This window comes from Kribbella sp. NPDC043289 (assembly GCF_056436705.1).
Map to the genome: position 1 here is coordinate 46,069 of NZ_JBWKCB010000011.1, position 19,244 is coordinate 65,312.

A 19,244-nucleotide genomic window follows, 5' to 3' on the forward strand; every position below is an offset into this window, starting at 1 on the left:
GCCGCGACTCCGTCGCGGCGGGTCATCGGGCTGTGACTCCCGTCCTTCCCTCGTCGCTCCGGTCGCTACGCTCCCTGCGCTCCTCAGTCCAGGCCGGGAGGCCCGATGACCTACTGGGAAGATCCCGGCCCGGGGTACGGCGTGCTGCCGGCGCGGGCCGCCGTACGGTCGGATGCGCCGCGGCTGAGCCTTAACGGTCAGTCGCGGTTCCGGTGGGCACCGACCGTGGCGGAGGCCGCGCACGGGTTCGAGGCGGTCGACTTCGACGACTCGGACTGGGACTGGCTGCCGGTGCCGTCGAGCTGGCCGATGCACGGGCACGGGAGTCCGGCGTACACGAACCAGAAGTACCCGTTCCCGGTGGACCCGCCGTACGTGCCGGACGAGAACCCGACCGGCGATCACCGGCTGGCGTTCGAGCTCCCGGCCTCGTGGACCGGGTCGTCGGTACTGCGGTTCGACGGCGTGGACTCGTGTGCGCGCGTCTGGCTGAACGGGGTCGAGCTCGGAGTGACGCGCGGTTCGCGACTGCCGGCCGAGTTCGCGGTCGGCGAGGTACTGCGCCCGGGGCGGAACGTGCTCGCCGTACGGGTGCACCAGTGGTCGTCGGGGTCGTACCTCGAGGACCAGGACATGTGGTGGCTGCCCGGGATCTTCCGCGACGTCACGCTGATCGCGCGGCCGGTGGACGCGGATGTGTTCGTGCACGCGGACTACGTCGACGGTGCCGGTGTGCTGCGGGTGGAGTCGGTCCCGGGTGCCGTCGTACGGATCGCGGAGCTCGGCGCCGAGGTGCCGTGCGGCGAGTCGGTGACGCTCCCGGCCGTCGAACCGTGGTCCGCCGAGGAGCCCCGGTTGTACGACGCGGTCGTGGAGCTGCCCGGTGAGCGGGTGTCGCTGCGGATCGGCTTCCGCACGGTCGAGATCGTCGACGGGGTACTGCGGGTCAACGGGCGCCGCATCGTCTTTCACGGGGTCAACCGGCACGAGCACGATCCGGTGTTCGGTCGCGCCGTACCGTACGAGCGGATGCGCGACGAACTGCTGGTGATGAAGCGGCACAACATCAACGCGATCCGGACCAGCCACTACCCGCCGGACTCGAAGCTGCTGGAGTTGTGCGACGAGCTCGGGTTCTGGGTGATGGACGAGTGCGACTACGAGACGCACGGCTTCTTCCTGCTCGACTGGCAGGGCAACCCGGCCGGCGATCCGCGGTTCCTGGACGCGTCCGTGGACCGGATGCGGCGCACGGTCGAGCGGGACAAGAACCACCCATCGGTGATCATGTGGTCGCTCGGCAACGAGGCCGGCGTCGGGCCGAACCTGACCGCGATGGCGGAGTGGACCCGCGACCGGGATCCGTCGCGACCGCTGCACTACGAGGGTGACCTGTCGTGTGCGGACGTGGATGTGTACAGCCGGATGTACGCGTCGCACGAGGAGGTCGAGGCGATCGGCAAACGGGCCGAGAAACCGTTGGACGATCCGACGTTGGACGCGCGCCGGCGGGCGATGCCGTTCGTGCTGTGCGAGTACTCGCATGCCGGAGGCAACGGTCCCGGCGGACTACCGGAGTACGAGGAGCTCTTCGACCGGTACGAACGCTGCCAGGGCGGCTTCCTGTGGGAGTGGATGGAACACGGCATCCTGCGGGCCGACGGTTCCTACGGGTACGGCGGAGACTTCGGTGAGGAACTGCACGACGGGACGTACGTCCTCGACGGACTGGTCTTTCCCGACCTGACGCCGCAACCGGTGCTCGCCGAGGTCCACAAGGTCTACGAACCGGTTCGCCTCACCGTCACCGACGACGTCCTGACCATCCACAACCGGTACGACGTGTCGGACACCTCCCATCTCTCGCTGCACTGGGACGTCGCCGACGAGGGCACCGTCGTGGCCCGCGGCACAGTCGACCTCCCGCTCATCTCGGCGGGAGACTCCGCCACGGTCAAGCTCCCCGACCTGCCGGAGCTCCAGAACCGTGAACGCTGGCTGACGATCCGAGCGGTCCTCACCAGCGACACCGACTGGGCACCGGCCGGTCACGAGGTGGCCTTCACCCAAACCCAACTCTCCGCGGCTCCGGCCAGGCGCTCCCCCACGAAGCCGCTCGCGCTCGGGCCCGCGACGTTCCATCCCGAGACCGGACGACTGATCGGCCTGCAGGGCTGGGACGTCGTGCATCGTCCGCTGGAGCTGTGGCGAGCGCCGACTCAGCACGACGCCCGGACCTGGGACGCGACGACGTTGGACCGGAAGTCTCGATGGGCCAACGCCGGGCTTGACCGGCTGCGGTATCGGACCGTCTCCGTGGAGCGGTCCGATGACGAGCTCACGGTGGTGACGATGGTGGGGGCCGCGGCGACGGACGCGCGGGTGCTCACGACGTACCGCTGGACGACCGATGGCGAGAGTGTGACGGCCGATGTCGAGGTGGAGCCGTTGGGTGAGTGGTTGGTGCCGTGGGCGCGGCTGGGGGTGACGTTCGGCGTGCCGGCGGGCTTCCGGCAGGTGACCTGGTTCGGCCAGGGACCGGGACAGGCGTACCCCGACTCACGCTCGGCGGCCCGGATCGGCCGCTACACGAGCACGATCGACGACCTGCAGGTCCCGTACCTCTACCCGCAGGAGAACGGTGCCCGGGGCAACGTCCGCTGGGCCGAGCTGTCCGGTAGCGCCGGCCTGCTCCGCCTGACCGGCGACCCGGACTTCGCGATGACTGTCAGACGCTGGACGATCGCCGACCTGGCCGCCGCGCAGCATCCGGCCGACCTGCACCCGAGCGATCGCGTCTGGATCACGCTGGACGCACTGCAGCACGGTCTCGGCAGTCCGACCAGCGGTGCCCCGATCCTCCCGCCGCACGATCTCCAACCGCGGAAGCACCACTTCAGGTTCAGTTTGGGTAGCTGAGCCAGGTCCCGGCGAGCGGCTGTTGATCGATCCCCGGCTTCGACCAGTCACACACACCGTCGGGGAAGATCGTCAACAGCTGCTGCCACTGCGCGTCCGTGAACCCGGGGTACTCCGACCGGGCGGGCTCGCGCAGCTCGCACTTGATCACATCCGACGCGACACGGGCGCCAGCCACCTCGCGGGGGAACGACGCCGACGGGAACAACTTCTCGCACCGCGACGACGGGTTCCGGTCCAGCGGCTGCGCGATGAACCCACCCGGTCCGCGACACCCCTCGGCCAGCCCGGACGGCTTGGCCGCGACGATCTTGTCGATCCGCGGCCGGCTCGTCCCGTCGGCGGTCAACTGGGTCAGCCAGCTGTCCATCTCGTCGACCGCGTGCCGCAGCAACGGGCTCGCCGTACTGAACAGTCCGTACCTCGCGTCCTCGAGCAGGCTCACCTGGTTGACCGAGGTGCCGTTCGCCTTCTGCAACCGGGCCCGCATCGAGAGCGTGTGGTACCGGACGTGGATGTCGCCGTACGCCAGGTTGTCGGAGTACGCGCGGTAGTCGATGATCGGCACGTCCTTCAGCCCTCCCCCGCCGTTGGTCAGCCGCCCGGTCCGGTACGCCGTCCGCACGGCCTCCGGGTCGGCCACGGTCCGGGCCGGGACCAGATTCGCGTCCGCGTCGAAGCCACCGATCCGCTGGTTCAGGTCGAGGAACTGCGCCGGCGTGATCACCCCGGACCGCAGGACCTTGAGCCCGTACTGGACGCCCACGTTGTCGAGCGGTCGCCGCGCGAACCCGGTCGCCGGATCAGCGCCGTACTCATTGATCGCGTGGTCGAAGACATCGCAGCGCGTTCCGCGAGGGTTCGTCACCGGGTTGTAGCGCAGGACCACGGGGACAGCGGCACAGTTGCGCCGCGGGTCGATCCGGGCGGCGCTGATCGCCATACTCGGCAGCGTCGCGTACTTCGCGAACCCGGCCACGCGGCGCTTCTGTTCCCGCGTCCATTGCACCGTGCTGCGGCTGTCGAAGTACGAGTCGAGCAGCCGCGCGTCGCTGATGAACGGGATCGTGCCGAAGCCGACGTCCGGGAACGAGCAGCCGACGATGATGCCGTCGAAGATGCCCGGGTAGTTGTCGGTGATCTGCTGCGCCTGATACGAACCACCGGAGCAGCCGAACCCGACCGTGAACTCCGGCTGCCCGTAGTGCTCGACGAACAGTTCCTTGGTCATCATGGCGGACTCGGCCGCGGTCACGTCGTTGCAGTTCTGCCCGAAGACGTTCTGCGACGACGACATCAGCGCGTACCCGCGCCCGAGCAGGAACGGATCCGTGACGCTGCCGGTCGTCGCACCGGACCGGTACCACCCGCCGGCGCAGCCGCCGCCGAGCGTGAAGATCGCGCGACCGTTCCAGGCCTCCGAGCGCCGGACAGGAGTCGGCGCGCCCTCGCGCAGCGGGTCGTGCAGCATGCTGGTCTGCACGACCGCCCGGTTCGCGCTCCCGGTCTCCATCCGCACGATGAACGGATCACCGGAGTCCGTCTCCGCGAGATCCGCCGGGTACCTCGTCGCGCCGGCCGGCCATTTCGCCCAGCGGCGCGCGGTGGTCCGGTAGAAGTAGTCGACCCGCGGCGCGATCGTGCAGTCGGCGTCCTGCGCCGGTCCGAGCGTGCCGCCGATCACCGGGATCTTGAACTTCGCCGTCTCACACGCGAACGGCTGCTCGTGCGGCCCCGAGAACACCGGGCCTTCCCGGGGGTAGTTGCGCACGTCCAGCGTCGTCCGCCGGCCCCCGGCCTCGGCCCGGAGCACGTTGGCTCCGGGCCGGAGGTTCTTGACCAGTCCGGTCCGGCCGGTGTCGTCAGGGACGAAATCCCCCGACACGTCCTGACCGTTGAGCGACACCCGGACCTGACCGTCCGGATCGGGGGCGTCGACGTGCACCAGCGCGTCGCCGCCCGTCACCGTGTCGGCGCGGCTGGAGAGGACCTCCAGTTTCACCGGCCGCGCGGCGACCGCCGGCACCAGCGGGAACACCAGGGCACCCGCGATGAACGCAGCGACGAATCGTCTCGGTCGGGACGCTGGCAACGGCCTCCTCCAAGTGAGCCGGCCGGCCACTGAGGGCTCAGTGAGCGGCCACCTCGTAGACGCGGGCAATGTCCGGTGTCGTGTTCGACGGGTCGGTGACGGTCAGGCGTATCTGGTCAATTGTCGCGGATGGCCCGGGCACCGAGACCAGCGACCGGGTGTTACCGGTGACACTGCCCAGTTGGACCCACCCGGCGGCGGTGTGCCCTTCCACCGTGAACGCGGTCAGCGTGGTCCCGGTGGCAACGTTCGGATAGCCGTAGCCGCTGTACACGTCGACCTGGTTGACGTCCTTGAACGCACCGAGGTTCAGCGCGAGCACCGGCGTCGTGTCACCGACCGCGGACATCCAGCGCCCGCTGTCCGTACACGCCCCGTCGACCGCCTTCGCCGCACCCGAGTTCGCGTCGTACGTCGAGGACGCGGTCGCCGTCGCCCCGCGGGCGAGATGGCTGGAACACGGTGACGTCGCCGGAGCGCCGGCCAGCCAGTCGCGGATGAAAGCACCCTCGTACTCGCCGGACAGCAGGTTCCAGAACTTGTCGAACATCACCGGGGCCCAGAAGTTGTCGAACACCCAACCGAGCCACCCGATCTGTGGACGCGCGTCCAGGTACTGCCGCAACGGCAGCCCCCAGCCGGACGTCGTACCGGCGGTGACCGCGTTCGCCGCCGGCGACGGGTCCCAGCCGAACTCCGTCAGGACCACGGGCAGCGTCGCGGCCGCCGTACCGAACTTCGGATCCAGATTCGCCGCGGTCGCCGGGCCCTGGTTCGGGTACAGGTGGTAGACGTAGGCGATGTTGCCGCCGGTGATCGGATCGGTGAGCGCCCCGTTCAGCCGCGTGCTCCACGAGGGGCTGCCCATCAGGATGACGTTGGACGCGACCGACCGGATCGAGTTCACGACCGGCTGGATGTAGGACTTCCAGGTCGCCCAGTTGTCCGGGGCGATCGGCTCGTTGAACACCTCGAACAGCACGTTCGGGTTGTTCGCGTACCGCGGCGCGATGAAGTCCCAGAACCCCTTCACGTCGGACTGCGGTACGGCGCCCGCGGCGTCACCGTAGTTGCGGACCAGGTGCAGGTCGATGATCACGTAGAGACCCTTGGCCACCGCGTGGTCGACGTACGGCTTGATGTAGGTGGCGTCGTAGGCGTTCAGGTCCTTGCCGATCGCCTCGGTGACGAGCAGCCGCAGCACCTTGGAGTGCCAGCCGTTCGCGACCGTCATGTCGATCAGGTCGTTGATCGGCTTGGAGTTGCAGTCGGTGCAGACGTCGTTCTGCTCGGGGGCGATGACGGAGACACCTTTGAGGGTGACATCGGTACCGGCGCTGTTCTTGATGCGATTGCCTTCGGTGTGTAGCGCGGGGAGTGCGGTGGTGGACGCCGAGGCGTTCACCAGGACCGCGGCGGAGAGGAGTAGCGCAGTACACAGGGCGGCCAAAGACTTTCGGAGCACAGCATCATCCCTTTTCAGTCGCGATGGGTGCGGATCTCTTCGGGCCATGCCAGCGGGGTCCTCAGGCGGTCCGCCAGCAGGCGCTGGTAGTCGGCCAGATGGGTGGGATCGTTGCGGACCTTGCGTGGTGACAGGCCTTCGGTCAGGCAGAAGCTGACCAGTGCGCCGACCGCCTCGCCGATGCTCCACTCGACCGGGTGGAGGCGGTAACAACCGTTGGTGATGTGCGTGGTCCCGATGTTCTTGTTCGCCGGCAGCAGGTTGTCGACGCGCACCGGGATCAGCGCGCCGAGCGGGATCTGGAACGGGTACGCCTCGATGTCGACGTAGGTGCGGCCAGCCGTACTCGGGTGCAGGTCGATCCGGTACCGCCCGAGCCCGACGGTGTCCGCGAACACCTCGCTGCCCGCGCCGTCCGGCCGCGCCTCCACCCCGACGTGCTGCTCGAGCACGGTGAACTCGGCCGCGATCCGCCGCGCCTCACGGATGTACGGCGTCTTCGCGAGACCGTTCGCCGTACCGGTGACGTCCGGACGCAACCGCAGCCCCGGATAGCCGCCCTCGGTCTGCATCCAGTACAGGAACGACAGCGACAGGTCCCGGCTCGCGGCCAGCGCCTTCGCCGGGTCCGGGGCACCCAGCAGGGGCTGCTCCCAGTAGTCGAGCTGCGGCCAGTTGACCACCGTGACCGCCGGGATCGCCTTGTCGACAAAGTTGCTCTCAGCAAGGATCTGCCGGTACCGCCAGAGCGAGAACGGTGCCCGCTGGTCCGGGTTCGCCTCGAGCAGCTTCCACTCCCGCTGCTGCAGCGTCGACGGTACGACGTCCGTCCAGGACAGCTGCGATCCCGGCCAGAACGGCGCGACGGCGGTCTGCCAGTGCTCGTACCCGGCCGGCCGGTCGATGGTGTGGTCCTCCCCCGCCCGGTGCTCGAGAGCGAAGCACCATGAGAACGCCTGCTGATCAAGGGGATTCGCGACCTCGGGCGCATGCAGCTCACCCGTCTGGTCGCGCCCCTCCGCACCGATCACGTGCTCGACGTTCGCGAGCTCGAGGAGGTCGCCGAGCTCGGTGGCGTCCACGACGTACGTCGCCGAGACCGTCACGTCATCGCCCGTGCGGAGGTCCCGCAGGGTGACAGCGTCGATCTCGTCGCCGGAGGTGGACGCCGCGATCGGCTCGTGTTCCATCAGCACCGTCAGGCGTCCGGAGGCGCGCCACGGGGCGAGCATCTCCTCCAGCACAGCCGCGGCGACGCGTGGTTCGTGGCAGAAGCGGCTGACGACGCCGAGGCCCGGGTCGAGCAGCGGGTCCACAGCGACCTCGGCGCGGAGCGGGTAGTTCCGGCGGTAGTAGTCGCGGATCCGCTGGCGAAGTTCGGCGTACCCGCTGGCGGCGTACTGCTCGATCCAGGGGTGCTCGTCCGGCGGGACGAGCTGGCTGGTGAGTTGCCCGCCCAGCCAGTCGGTCGGCTCGGTCAGTACGGCGCTGCGACCGAGGCGGACCGCGGTGAGGGCCGCGGCGACCCCGCCGAGTCCACCGCCGACGACCAGGACGTCCGTTGCGAGTTCCACCCGTTACTCCTTAACACTCGACTTGTCTGCAGGGGCGGCGACGGTTTCGCCGGCCACCAGATCACAGGCCACCAGTTGGCTGACCGGCTCCGCGTCGGGGTTCTCGACCCGCGCCACCAGCGCGTCGATCGCGATCCGGCCGATCTCCTTGCGCGGGATCACCAAGCAGTCCCAGCGGTGACCGGGCTCGTCTCCCGAGCCTTCCAATACGGCGACGGAGAGGTCCTCGGGAATGCTCAGCCCGCGCTCCGCGAGCCGGGCACGCAGGTCCTCCGCGAGGCCGACGCTCTCCGCGACCACCGCCGTCTCCGGTCCGCTCACCAACGCGTCCAGCCACTCGTCGGACAGATCCGGTACGCCGTTGAACCCGGGCGACCTGTCCTGCAGGCCAAGGCGTTCGACGGCGTCGCGGTACCCGGCCCGGCGATCGGCGTACGCCTCCTGCTCGATCCCGGCGCGCAGGTACGCGAGGTGCCGATGGCCGCGGTCGGCGAGCGACTCGACCAGCCGGCCGGCGGCGCTGTGGTAGTCCGGCACGATGCAGGGCACGTCGGCACCGGGCACCTCGCGGCGGCCGATGTGGACGAACAGGTACCCGTCGTGCCACAACCGCGCCAGCTCCTCGCGATCGGTCGCGGCACCGAGCAGGACCGTCCCGTCGGCGAGGTTCAGCCGGTTGGTGCCGTCGCGGTAGATCCGCCGCCGGCCGTCGCTGGTCCCCGTCGACGTGAACAGGACCAGGTCGTACCCGATCTCCTCGGCCCGCTCCTCGATCCCGAGCAGGAACTCGAAGTAGAAGTCCTCGCGGGCGTGCGGGAACACGGCCTCGAAGGTATGAACGCCGAGCAGCCGGTTGCGCTTGTTGCGCAGGTTCCGCGCGGCGGCGTTCGGGACGTACCCGAGCTCCTTCACCGCCGCCAGGATGCGGTCCTGGGTCTCGACCGGGATCCGGTCCACGTCCCCGCTCACCACCCTCGAGACGGCGGACTGCGAGACGCCCGCGAGCTGCGCTACGTCGGACTGTCGTGGTGCTTTCATTTGTTCTCCTGCAACCAGCAATGGGTCCAGCGCCCGTTGGGTAGTTCGGTCCGGGGCGGTGCGTCGGTCCGGCAGACGTCCATCGCGAACGGGCACCGCGGATGGAACCGGCACCCGGCCGGCGGGTCGATCAGACTCGGCGGCTCACCGAGATCCTCCGCGTCGAAGAGGCCGTCGCGGTCCCTGCGCTCGGGATCCGGGGACGAATCGATCAGCAGCTGCGTGTACGGGTGCAGCGGGTCGGCGATCACGTCCTCCTTGGGACCGCCTTCGACCATCTGACCGGCGTACATCACGACGATGTCGTCGCACAGGTAGCGCGCGCTGGCGATGTCGTGGGTGATGTACAGCAGCGCCAGACCGTCCTCGGTCCGCAGCCGGTCGAGCAGGTTCAGCATCTCGAGCCGAATCGACACGTCCAGCATCGAGATCGGCTCGTCCCCGAGCAGCACCTTCGGCTCGACCGCCAGCGCCCGCGCGATCACGACCCGCTGCCGTTGCCCGCCGGACAACTCGTGCGGGAACTTGTCGATGAACTGCTCGGTCGGGGTCAGGCTCACGCGCTCCAGCAGCTCCACCACCCGCCGCTCCAACTCGTCCTTCGTCCGCACGGCGTGATGCAGCTTGACCGCCCGCTCCAGGTTGTACCGCACCCGGTGCAACGGGTTCAGCGACCCGAACGGGTCCTGGAAGATCAGCTGTACGTCGCTGTAGTACGCCCGCGGCTTGCCCTTCACGACCTCGCCACGCAACCGGATCTCACCGGACGTCGGCGGATAGAAGCGCGCAAGCAGCCGCGCCAGCGTGGTCTTCCCGCTGCCGCTCTCGCCCACCAGCGCCACGATCCGGCCGGGCTGCAATGCCAGCGTCGCGTCCTCGACCGCGCGCACCGTCGACCGCCCGGCCGCGAAATGCTTCGAGACCGCCCGGGCCTCGAGAACGGGTTGGCTCATGCTCGATCATCTCCCGACGGGTACAGCCGGCATGCGACGGCATGGTCCTCGATCGTCAGTAGCTCCGGTCGTTGCTTGTCGCAACCGTCGAAGCGGTCCGCGCAGCGCGGGTGAAACGGGCAGCCGGGTGGTGGGTTGCGGAGGTCCGGTGGACTGCCGGAGATCCCGGTGAGTCTCCGCAACGGCGAGCGCAACGGTGGGAACGAGTCGCGCAGGCCGCGGGTGTACGGGTGGCGGGGCTTGGTGTAGAGCGACTCTGCGGTGCCGATCTCGACGATCCGGCCGCCGTACATGATCGCGATCCGGTCGGCGAGCTCGAGGAGCAGCGAGAGGTCGTGCGTGACGAACACGACCGCGAAACCGAGCTCGCGGCGCAGACGCAGTACCTGGGCGAGGATCTGGCGTTGCATCACCACGTCGACGGCGGTCGTCGGCTCGTCCATCACGACGAGTTCGGGACCACAGGCCAGGGCGAGCGCGATGCTGGCGCGCTGACGCATGCCGCCGGAGAGTTCGTGCGGGTAGGCGCGGACGCGATCGGCGGAGATCCCGACCATGCCGAGGAGTTCGGCGGCGCGGTCCCACGCGTCCTGGCGACTCAGCTTCTTGTCGTGCGAACGGAGTACGTCGACGAACTGGGCACCGACCCGCATCACCGGGTTGAGGGCGTCCATCGCGCTCTGGAGGACGATCGCCAGTGACGTCCAGCGGAGTTTGCGGAGTTGCTCGGGGGTGAGCCCGACGAGATCGGTGCCGTGGAACTCGATCCGGCCGGCGGTGGTGACCGCCGGCGGCCGCTGCAGCCGGGTGAGCGCGGTGATCAGCGTCGACTTCCCCGACCCCGACTCCCCCGCTACACCGAGGATCTCGCCGCGGCGCAGCTCGAACGTCACGTCGTCACACGCCCGCACCGGCCGATCCCCGGTCACGTAGTCGACCGTCAGCCCGTCCACCACCAGTACGTCGCTCATGCCTCGACCACCTTCCGGGCCCGGACCACGACCGAACGCCGGGCCATCCGCAGCTTCGGGTTGGACACCTCGTCGACGCCGAAGTTGACCAGCGTCGCCGCCGTACCGATCAGCGCGATACACAGCCCCGGCGGCACGAACCACCACCACAGACCACGCAGTACGGCGCTCTGCTGCTGCGCCGCCTGGATCATCGTGCCCCAGCTGATCGACCCGGAGTCGGTGATGCCGAGGAACGCCAGCCCGGCCTCCGCCATCACGCCACCGATCATGCCGTGCAGGAACATCGCCGAGATCCATCCGGTCAGATGCGGCAGCACCTCGCAGAAGATCAGCCGGCGGTGCGGCTCGCCGACCATCCGCATCGCGAGCACGAAGTCGCGGCTGCTCAGACTCAGCGACTGTGCGCGCAGCGTCCGCGCGCCGCCCGACCAGCCGAACAGGCCGATGATCAGCGCGATCACGAGCGGACCGGTGCCCTGCACGTAACCCGCGACGATCAGGATCAGTGGGAGGACCGGCATCACCAGGAAGAGGTTCGTGAGGAAGTTCAGGCCGTTGTCGACCGCGCCACCGAAGTACCCGGCCGGGACGCCGACCAGGATCGCGATCAGCGTGCCGATCGCGGCGGCCAGGAGGCCGACCAGCATCGAGCCGCGGGCACCGGCGATGGTCTGCGCGAGCACATCCTGCCCGAACTGGGTGGTGCCGAACAGGTGCTGCGGACTCGGCGGCTGGGAGATCGCGCTGATGTCGTTCGCGCGCGGATCCCCGCCGATCATCGGCCCGAAGACGGCCAGCAACATGAAGAACACCAGGATGAACAGGCCGATCCGGACTTTCCAGCTCTTCAGCATCGTCATCCCCTCGCCCGGATCCGCGGATCGAGCAGGACGTAGGCCAGGTCCGCGACCAGGTTCGCCAGCAGGACCGCGAGCGTGATCAGCAGGAACACGCCCTGCATCATCGGGTAGTCGCGTTTCTGCAGCGACTCGTACAGCAGGTACCCGATCCCGGGATAGCTGAAGACGATCTCGGTGAGCAGCGCGCCGCCGACGACCCCGCCGAGCGCCATCGCGAACCCGGTGAAACTCGGCAGCATCGCGTTCCGGGCGGCGTACCGGAACATCACCCGGCGCGGCGAGAGACCCTTGGCCTGCGCGAGCAGCACGTAGTCCTCGCGGACGGTGGTCACCGTCATGTTCCGCATCCCGAGCAGCCAGCCGCCGAAGGCCGAGAACACGATGGTTGCTGCGGGCAACACACCGTGATGCAGCACGCTGACGGCGTACGCGAGACTGAAGCCCTGCGGGAGGTCGGCGTTGTACCCGCCGGACAGTGGGGTCCAGCCGAGGACGAACCCGAACACCCAGAGGGCGAGGAGCGCGACCCAGAAGTACGGGACGCTGCTCAGGAACGTGGTGAACGGGGTCAGGATCGCGTCGAGCCGACTGCCCGCCCGCCAGCCCGCGACCACGCCGAGCAATGTGCCGATCGCGAAGGCGGTGACGGTCGTCGTACCGACCAGCAAGAGAGTCCACGGGAGGGCCTGCCAGACCAGGTCGGCGACCGGGACCGGGAAGTTGACCACGGAGACGCCGAGGTCACCGTGGGACAACTGCCGCAGGTAGTCGGCGAACTGCTGGGCCAGGTTGGCGTGCGGGTTGCCGAAGATCGCGCGGATCGACATCAGGGTCTCGGCCGGGACCTGCTGGCCGCTGACGCGCTCCAGTTCCTCGACGATCGCGGACGACGGGTCGCCGGGCATCAGCCGCGGCAGCAGGAAGTTCAGGCCGATGGCGGCGGCTGCGGCGGCCAGGTAGAACCCCAGCCGCCGGGCCAGGAAGGTCCACCGCATCGTCAGTTCCCCCGGCGCTGGAGCTTCAGCATGGTCAGGATCGTGTCCGGTCCCATCCCGACGAACGGGATGTGCTCGAAGTTGTCCGGCGCCGGCCAACCGGTCCAGCGGGTCGCGTTGATGTCGACGAAGTAGAAGTTGTTGTAGATCGGGCTGAACGGGACCTTGTCGACGACGATCTTCTGCAACTGCCGGCCGAGCGTCTTCAACTGCTCGACGTCGTCGGTGCGCTGCATCGCGGCGACGATCGCGTCGGTCTGCGGGTCGTTCCAGCGGCCCTGGTTCAGCGTGGCCGACTTGCCGATCGGTGTCAGGTACTGGCTGCTCAGGAACCGGTAGACGCCGTACACGCCGGAGCCACCCGTCGACGCGGCCACCAGATCGAACTGGCCGAGGTTCTGCTTGTCGTAGTACCCGGCGCTCGGCTGACCGGCGCTCTTCACCTGCAGGCCGAGGGTCTTCTTCCAGGTGTTGATCAGGATGTCGGCGTAGTTGCCCCAACCCCAGTCGGAGTTGAACAGGATGCTCGGCTGGTACCGCTTGCCGTCCTTCACCAGGGCGCCGTTGTCGACCGTCCAGCCGCCTTTCGCGAGCTCAGCCTTCGCCGCGTCCGGGTCGACCTTCTGGACCTTGCCCTTGTACGCCGGGTCGAGCCAGTCGGCGAACAGCTGCTCGGAGAGTCCGGTCGGCCCTGCCTCGGTACCAGGACGCTGCAGCGTGGTGACGACCGCCGTCCGATCGATGGTGAGGGCGAGGGCACGCCGTACGTGCTCGTCGTTGAACGGAGCCTTGCCGGTGTTGAAGAGGACCGACATCGCGCCGCCGTTGGAGTACAGCTGGTACAGGTGCTTGTCCGGGTCCTTGGCGACGTACTCCTTCTCGCCGTTCGGCCAGCTGGCCGACGCCCAGTCGATATCGCCCTTCAGCAGCTGGGCCTTCAGAGCGTCCGCGCTGGTCGGGATGATCTTGTACGTGCTCATCGGGAGCTTGCCGCCCCAGTAGTCGGCGCGCGCCTGCAGCGTGATCTGCTGCGGCTTGAACTCCTTCAGCGTGAACGGACCGGTGCCGACCGGGTCCGGGTTCGTCCAGGTATTCAGGTTCTGACCGGACCAGATGTGCTTCGGGACCATCGGCAGCAGGATGTTCGCGAACTGGTTGAGCGTCGCGTACGACGGCTCCGCGAACCGCACCTGGATCGTGTGCTCGTCGGTCTTCGCCACCGACTTGTAGGTGATCCCGGCGATGCTGAAGTCCGGCTTCTCGATCGGGAGACCGAGCGAGTAGGCGACGTCGTCCGCGGTGAACTTCTGGCCGTCCGACCAGGTGACGTCGTCGCGGAGCTTGATCGTCAGCAGCTTGCCCTGCTCACCGAACGTCCAGCTCTCGGCGAGCCACGGCTTCACCACGCCGCCGTCGCTGTAGTCGACGCGCATCAGGGGCTCGTAGACGAGCTCCATGTTCGGCGCCTTGTCCGTCGCCGGACCCATCACGTTGTAGTTGCGGACGAACGTCGTACCGCCGTCGGTCTTGGCGTAGACGATCGACGCACCCGCCGCTGCACCACCACCGGCCGGCTTCGCCGCGGGGCCTGAGCACCCCGCCACGAGAACCGCACCAACCACCAACAACACCCGCCACCGATTGCGCATATCTCTCACCCCAGAACTAGAGCGGCTGCACGTTCATACGTATGAGCACTCGAATATGAGCTAACTAGGCGATGCTCTTACGTATGCGCAGGAACCTACGAACGTTAAGCGCGCATGTCAATACCGAGACGACCCAGAGGCGGCGATCTCGTAGCGAGCCCGCTTGCACAAGTACCGGTGGGTCAGGACAGGTTATTGCTTGTGTTCACCCACCGGAGGGTGTTCAAGCGTGCAGGGTTCCGCGACCGTTCGCCGCAGATCCCGGACCACCGATCGACGGAACCAGCTGCGGTGTTGAGTAACTAACACGCATGGTTTTAGCTTCAGGTCGTCGCTCGGCGACACGTTGTGACCAGAGTTCCGTCCCCGCCCGGAGGTTGCTCGTGCACGCACAACTGTCCTGGATCGGTCGGCGAGCAGTACTCGCCACCGCTCTCTTCCTCGGACTTTCACCCCTAGCCCCCGCCCAGGCGGCTCCGCCGCCACCCCCGACAGCGATCGCAGCACCCGCCCCAGAGCAAGCCGCACCGCTCGGCGCCCACGTCGTCGCGGTCAAGCAGGTTGGGGATCGGCTTACCGATTTGACTGTGCGGTCGCAGGCGCTTGGTGGGCGTACCGTCAACGTCCGGCTGCTGACGCCGGATGGTTGGGATCCTGCGGACCGTAGTCAGCACTGGCCGACGTTCTGGCTCCTGCACGGGTGCTGCGGTGACTACACGTCCTGGTCCGGCACCGACATCGCGAAGATCCCGAGCCTGCGCAACGTCCTCGTCGTGATGCCCGAGGCCGGCTGGAACGGCTGGTACAGCGACTGGTGGAACTACGGCGCCGGCGGCGACCCGGCGTGGGAGACGTTCCACACCGTCGAACTGTCCCACCTGCTCGAACACGACTGGGGCGCCAGCTCGAACCGCGTCGTCGCCGGGCTCTCGATGGGCGGCCAAGGAGCACTCCTGTACGCCGCCCGCCATCCCGGCATGTTCCGCGCGGTCGCGGCGTACTCCGGTTCGGCCCATCCCCTGCTGAACGACGAGTCGATCAACCGGATCAAGGGCTTCTTCGCCGGGCAGGGCAACGACCCGCTCCGGGTCTGGGGCGATCCGGTCGCTCAGCGCGGGATCTGGGAAGCCCACGACCCGTACTACCTGGCGCACCGACTCAAGTCGCTACCGGTCTACCTGTCCTGTGGCGACGGTACGGCCGGACCGTTCGACCCGCCCGGGAAGACGGACGCGCTGGAGGCCGACTTCAACCGCCAGAACCACGCCCTCGCGGCCCAACTGGAACAGGTCGGCGCGAAACACCTGACGACGAACTTCTACGGACCGGGCACCCACGGCTGGGCCTACTGGCAGCGCGAACTGCACGCCTCCCTGCCGATGCTGCTCAGCGCACTCGAGAGGTAGGGCGGCTTCAGAGGTAGGTCTGCGTGCTGGGTGGAGCCGACTCCATCCAGGCGAGGACGCCGGTGAGCGCCTCTTCGGTCATCGCGAAATGGACCGTGCGGTCGCTGATCTTCGCGTCGACGATGACGTGACCCGCGTACGTGACGAGGGGCTCGTTCCCCATCGGGCGCCGGGTGGTGACGCTCTCGAGCTGGCGGCGGTTCACCGACAGCTTCGGCCACCAGGCGAGGCTGAAGACCCGGAACCACTGCAGGTCGTCGCCGACGTACCGGGCCAGGCCGAGGGCCCAGCCACGGCCGTGCTCCTTCTCGGCGAGCTGGAGGCTGCAATCAAAAGTTCCGCCGTCCCTGGACAACCAGCGACGGCGGAACGCGACAAGCACGATGAACAGTACGGCGGCAGCCAGACAGACCCCGACGACATCGAGGACTGTCCTCATACCTTGCCGACCCCATTTCCGGTGCCAATTCGGGTGCTACTCCGGGCACCGCCGGAGAACCGTACTGTCAGTGACGATATTCGATTATGGCAGGTCGGGTCAGGACGTCTGCTCGGCGGCCCGTACCCGGGCCTCGGCGAGTCGTACCTCGTCGGCGTCGGCGTCGGCCAGGCCGGCCGCCATCGCCTGCTCGAGCTCGCGCCGAGCCTCTTCGAGGTCGATGTCGTGACCCATCTCGGCGTTCTCGGCCAGGATCGAGACCCGGTCGTTCGCCACCGAGATGAACCCGTCCGGCGCGGCCGCGACGAAGTACTCGTCGTCGACGGTCCGCACCTGGACGGTGCCGCCCTGCAACAGGCCCAGCAGCGGCGCGTGGCCGGGCAGGATGCCGACGTCACCGTCCGTGGTCCGGGCGATCACGATCTTGGCCTGGCCCTGCCACACGGTCCGCTCGGCCGCGACCAGCGCGACCTCGAGGTGTTTACCCGTGTCCTCGGCCATCTCAGTTTTCCTTCTGCAGCTCGGCCCACTTGCGCTCGACGTCGTCCAGCGATCCGACGTTGAAGAACGCCTGCTCGGCGATGTGGTCGCACTCGCCCTCGGTGATCTTCTTGAAGGACTCGATCGTGTCCTTCAGCGGCACCGTGGAACCGGCGATGTTGGTGAACTTCTCCGCCATGTAGGTGTTCTGCGAGAGGAACTGCTCGATCCGGCGCGCCCGCGCGACGGTGATCTTGTCCTCTTCGGAGAGCTCGTCGACACCGAGGATGGCGATGATGTCCTGCAGTTCCTTGTTCTTCTGCAGGATCTGCTTCACCCGGACGGCCACGTCGTAGTGCTCCTGGCCGATGTACTGCGGGTCGAGGATCCGCGACGTGGAGGTCAGCGGGTCGACGGCCGGGTACAGACCACGCGACGCGATGTCACGCGACAGCTCGGTGGTCGCGTCCAGGTGCGCGAACGTGGTGGCCGGCGCCGGGTCGGTGTAGTCGTCGGCGGGCACGTAGATCGCCTGCATCGAGGTGATCGAGTGACCGCGCGTCGACGTGATCCGCTCCTGCAGAACGCCCATCTCGTCGGCCAGGTTCGGCTGGTAACCAACGGCCGACGGCATCCGGCCGAGCAGCGTGGAGACCTCGGAACCGGCCTGCGTGAACCGGAAGATGTTGTCGATGAAGAGCAGGACGTCCTGCTCCTTGACGTCGCGGAAGTACTCCGCCATCGTCAGCGCCGACAGCGCGACGCGAAGACGCGTGCCCGGCGGCTCGTCCATCTGGCCGAACACCAGCGCCGTGTCCTTGAAGACGCCGGCCTCTTCCATCTCGTTGATGAGGTCGTTGCCCTCACGGGTGCGCTCACCGACGCCCGCGAACACCGACGTACCACCGAAGTTGTGGGCGATCCGGTAGATCATCTCCTGGATCATGACGGTCTTGCCGACGCCCGCACCGCCGAACAGGCCGATCTTGCCGCCCTGCACGTACGGCGTGAGCAGGTCGAGGACCTTGATACCGGTCTCGAGCATCTCGGTCTTGGACTCGAGCTGGTCGAAGGCCGGCGCCTTGCGGTGGATCGGCCAGCGCTCGGCGATCTCGAACTCGGACTCGTCCTGGTTCAGGCACTTGCCGGTCACGGACCACACGCGGCCCTTGGTGACGTCACCGACCGGGACGGAGATCGCGGCGCCGGTGTCGCGCACCTCGGCGCCCCGGACCAGACCGTCGGTCGGCTTCATCGAGATCGCCCGGACGATGTTGTCGCCGACGTGCAGCGCGACCTCGAGGGTGATCGTCTGGGTCAGCTCGCCGATGGTCAGGTCGACCTCGAGAGCGTTGTACATCTCGGGCATCTCGTCGGCCGCGAACTCGACGTCGACGACCGGGCCGATCACCCGGGCGACGCGACCGACGCCCGGGGCGCCGGCCTCGTTGTTCTTCTCGGTAACCGTGGCAGTCATCTCTCTCACTCGCTCCCGGCGGTCGCGTCGGCCAGCGCGCTGGCGCCACCGACGATCTCGCTGATTTCCTGGGTAATTTGCGCCTGGCGGGCCTGGTTCAGGTCCCGGGTCAGGCTCTCGATCAGGTCCTGCGCGTTGTCGGTCGCGGACTTCATCGCGCGCTGCCGGTTGGCCAGCTCCGACGCCGCCGCCTGCAGCATGCAGTAGTGGATCCGGCTGGCGACGTACTTGGGCAGCAGCCCGTCCAGCACGTCCTCGGCGGACGGCTCGAACTCGTACAGCGGCAGTACGTCGTCCGCGGCCGGCGGCTCCTCGCCCTCGACGACCTCCAGCGGCAGCAGCCGGATGACGTCCGCGCGCTGGGTCAGCATCGACACGAACCGGGTGAAGACGATGTGGATCTCGTCCACGCCGCCCTCCTCGGTCGGGGTCAGGAAGGCCTCGATCAGCGCGTCGGCGATCTCCCGGGCCCGGGCGAAGCTCGGGTTGTCGGAGTCACCGGTCCACGACTGCGCGACCTCGCGCTGGCGGAAGGTGTAGTACGCCACGCCCTTGCGACCGCTCAGGAACGGGACGATCTCCTTCTCGTCCTCGCGGAGCAGCTGGTTCAGCCGCTCGCCCTCACGGATCACGTTGGACGAGTACGCGCCGGCCTGGCCGCGGTCGGAGGTGATCAGCAGCACCGCCGCCCGCCTCGGGTTCGGCTTCTCGGTGGTCAGCGGGTGGTCGACGTTCGAGAACGTCGCCACCGCCGACACCGCACGGGTGAGCTCACGCGCGTACGGACCGGCCGCCTGGGCGCGTTGCTGCGCCTTGACGATCCGGGACGCCGCGATCAGCTCCATCGCGCGGGTGAGCTTCTTGATCGTCGTGACCGAGGCCTTCCGATCGCGAAGCTCCCGCAGGTTGGCTGGCACGGTGGA

The 19,244-nt window shown here is 68.3% G+C and carries 15 protein-coding genes; 2 read left to right on the plus strand and 13 right to left on the minus strand.

Annotation, left to right across the window (positions count from 1 at the left end):
- Positions 1 to 105 precede the first annotated feature (105 nt).
- Positions 106 to 2,919, plus strand: coding sequence for a glycoside hydrolase family 2 TIM barrel-domain containing protein (locus tag AC0662_RS38700; protein ID WP_478306920.1), 2,814 nt, complete (start codon positions 106 to 108; stop codon positions 2,917 to 2,919).
- On the opposite strand, the gene AC0662_RS38705 is transcribed toward AC0662_RS38700, so the two are convergent.
- The 9 genes from AC0662_RS38705 to AC0662_RS38745 are packed head-to-tail and all read right to left on the minus strand — an operon-like array spanning position 2,903 to position 14,519.
- Entirely contained in the window at positions 2,903 to 5,011 is a 2,109-nt protein-coding gene (locus tag AC0662_RS38705) for a DUF6351 family protein (RefSeq protein WP_478306922.1), read from the minus strand. The two genes, AC0662_RS38700 and AC0662_RS38705, sit on opposite strands and share 17 nt — an antisense overlap.
- A gap of 37 nt (positions 5,012 to 5,048) precedes the next feature.
- On the minus strand, positions 5,049 to 6,476 hold the full coding sequence (locus AC0662_RS38710) for a cellulase family glycosylhydrolase (protein WP_478306924.1): 1,428 nt from the start codon (positions 6,474 to 6,476) through the stop codon (positions 5,049 to 5,051).
- A 14-nt stretch (positions 6,477 to 6,490) separates the two neighbouring features.
- The gene (locus tag AC0662_RS38715) at positions 6,491 to 8,050 is read right to left on the minus strand and encodes an FAD-dependent oxidoreductase (protein WP_478306926.1); all 1,560 of its coding nucleotides are present in this window, start codon (positions 8,048 to 8,050) and stop codon (positions 6,491 to 6,493) included.
- A 3-nt stretch (positions 8,051 to 8,053) separates the two neighbouring features.
- The gene (locus tag AC0662_RS38720) at positions 8,054 to 9,088 is read right to left on the minus strand and encodes a LacI family DNA-binding transcriptional regulator (RefSeq protein WP_478306928.1); all 1,035 of its coding nucleotides are present in this window, start codon (positions 9,086 to 9,088) and stop codon (positions 8,054 to 8,056) included.
- A complete protein-coding gene (locus AC0662_RS38725) occupies positions 9,085 to 10,041 on the minus strand; it encodes an ABC transporter ATP-binding protein (RefSeq protein WP_452200556.1) in 957 nt (318 codons plus the stop codon). Before AC0662_RS38725 ends, AC0662_RS38720 begins: the two co-directional genes overlap by 4 nt.
- A complete protein-coding gene (locus AC0662_RS38730; RefSeq protein ID WP_452200554.1) occupies positions 10,038 to 11,012 on the minus strand; it encodes an ABC transporter ATP-binding protein in 975 nt (324 codons plus the stop codon). The genes AC0662_RS38725 and AC0662_RS38730 overlap by 4 nt, the downstream gene beginning before the upstream one ends.
- Positions 11,009 to 11,869: an ABC transporter permease gene (locus AC0662_RS38735; RefSeq protein WP_478306930.1), complete on the minus strand. Its 861-nt coding sequence runs from the start codon at positions 11,867 to 11,869 to the stop codon at positions 11,009 to 11,011. Before AC0662_RS38735 ends, AC0662_RS38730 begins: the two co-directional genes overlap by 4 nt.
- A 2-nt stretch (positions 11,870 to 11,871) precedes the next feature.
- Positions 11,872 to 12,870 carry an ABC transporter permease gene (locus AC0662_RS38740; protein ID WP_478306932.1) on the minus strand — a complete coding sequence of 333 codons (999 nt, stop codon included), beginning with the start codon at positions 12,868 to 12,870 and terminating at the stop codon, positions 11,872 to 11,874.
- 2 nt (positions 12,871 to 12,872) lie between these two features.
- Positions 12,873 to 14,519 carry an ABC transporter substrate-binding protein gene (locus AC0662_RS38745; RefSeq protein WP_478306934.1) on the minus strand — a complete coding sequence of 549 codons (1,647 nt, stop codon included), beginning with the start codon at positions 14,517 to 14,519 and terminating at the stop codon, positions 12,873 to 12,875.
- Positions 14,520 to 15,106: 587 nt separating this feature from the next.
- Between AC0662_RS38745 and AC0662_RS38750 the strand changes: the two genes are divergently transcribed.
- The gene (locus AC0662_RS38750) at positions 15,107 to 15,925 is read left to right on the plus strand and encodes an alpha/beta hydrolase (protein ID WP_452200547.1); all 819 of its coding nucleotides are present in this window, start codon (positions 15,107 to 15,109) and stop codon (positions 15,923 to 15,925) included.
- Positions 15,926 to 15,932: 7 nt separating this feature from the next.
- Here the strand turns inward: AC0662_RS38750 and AC0662_RS38755 are convergent, their stop codons facing one another.
- The 4 genes from AC0662_RS38755 to AC0662_RS38770 all read right to left on the minus strand — a co-directional run bounded on the left by AC0662_RS38755 (position 15,933) and on the right by AC0662_RS38770 (position 19,238).
- Positions 15,933 to 16,364 carry a DUF2550 domain-containing protein gene (locus AC0662_RS38755; RefSeq protein WP_452200545.1) on the minus strand — a complete coding sequence of 144 codons (432 nt, stop codon included), beginning with the start codon at positions 16,362 to 16,364 and terminating at the stop codon, positions 15,933 to 15,935.
- A gap of 99 nt (positions 16,365 to 16,463) precedes the next feature.
- Positions 16,464 to 16,865, minus strand: coding sequence for a F0F1 ATP synthase subunit epsilon (locus AC0662_RS38760; RefSeq protein ID WP_452200543.1), 402 nt, complete (start codon positions 16,863 to 16,865; stop codon positions 16,464 to 16,466).
- Position 16,866: 1 nt separating this feature from the next.
- Positions 16,867 to 18,321: a F0F1 ATP synthase subunit beta gene (gene atpD / locus AC0662_RS38765; protein WP_452200541.1), complete on the minus strand. Its 1,455-nt coding sequence runs from the start codon at positions 18,319 to 18,321 to the stop codon at positions 16,867 to 16,869.
- Positions 18,322 to 18,326: 5 nt separating this feature from the next.
- Positions 18,327 to 19,238, minus strand: coding sequence for a F0F1 ATP synthase subunit gamma (locus tag AC0662_RS38770; protein ID WP_478306937.1), 912 nt, complete (start codon positions 19,236 to 19,238; stop codon positions 18,327 to 18,329).
- Between the last annotated feature and the right edge of the window lie 6 nt (positions 19,239 to 19,244).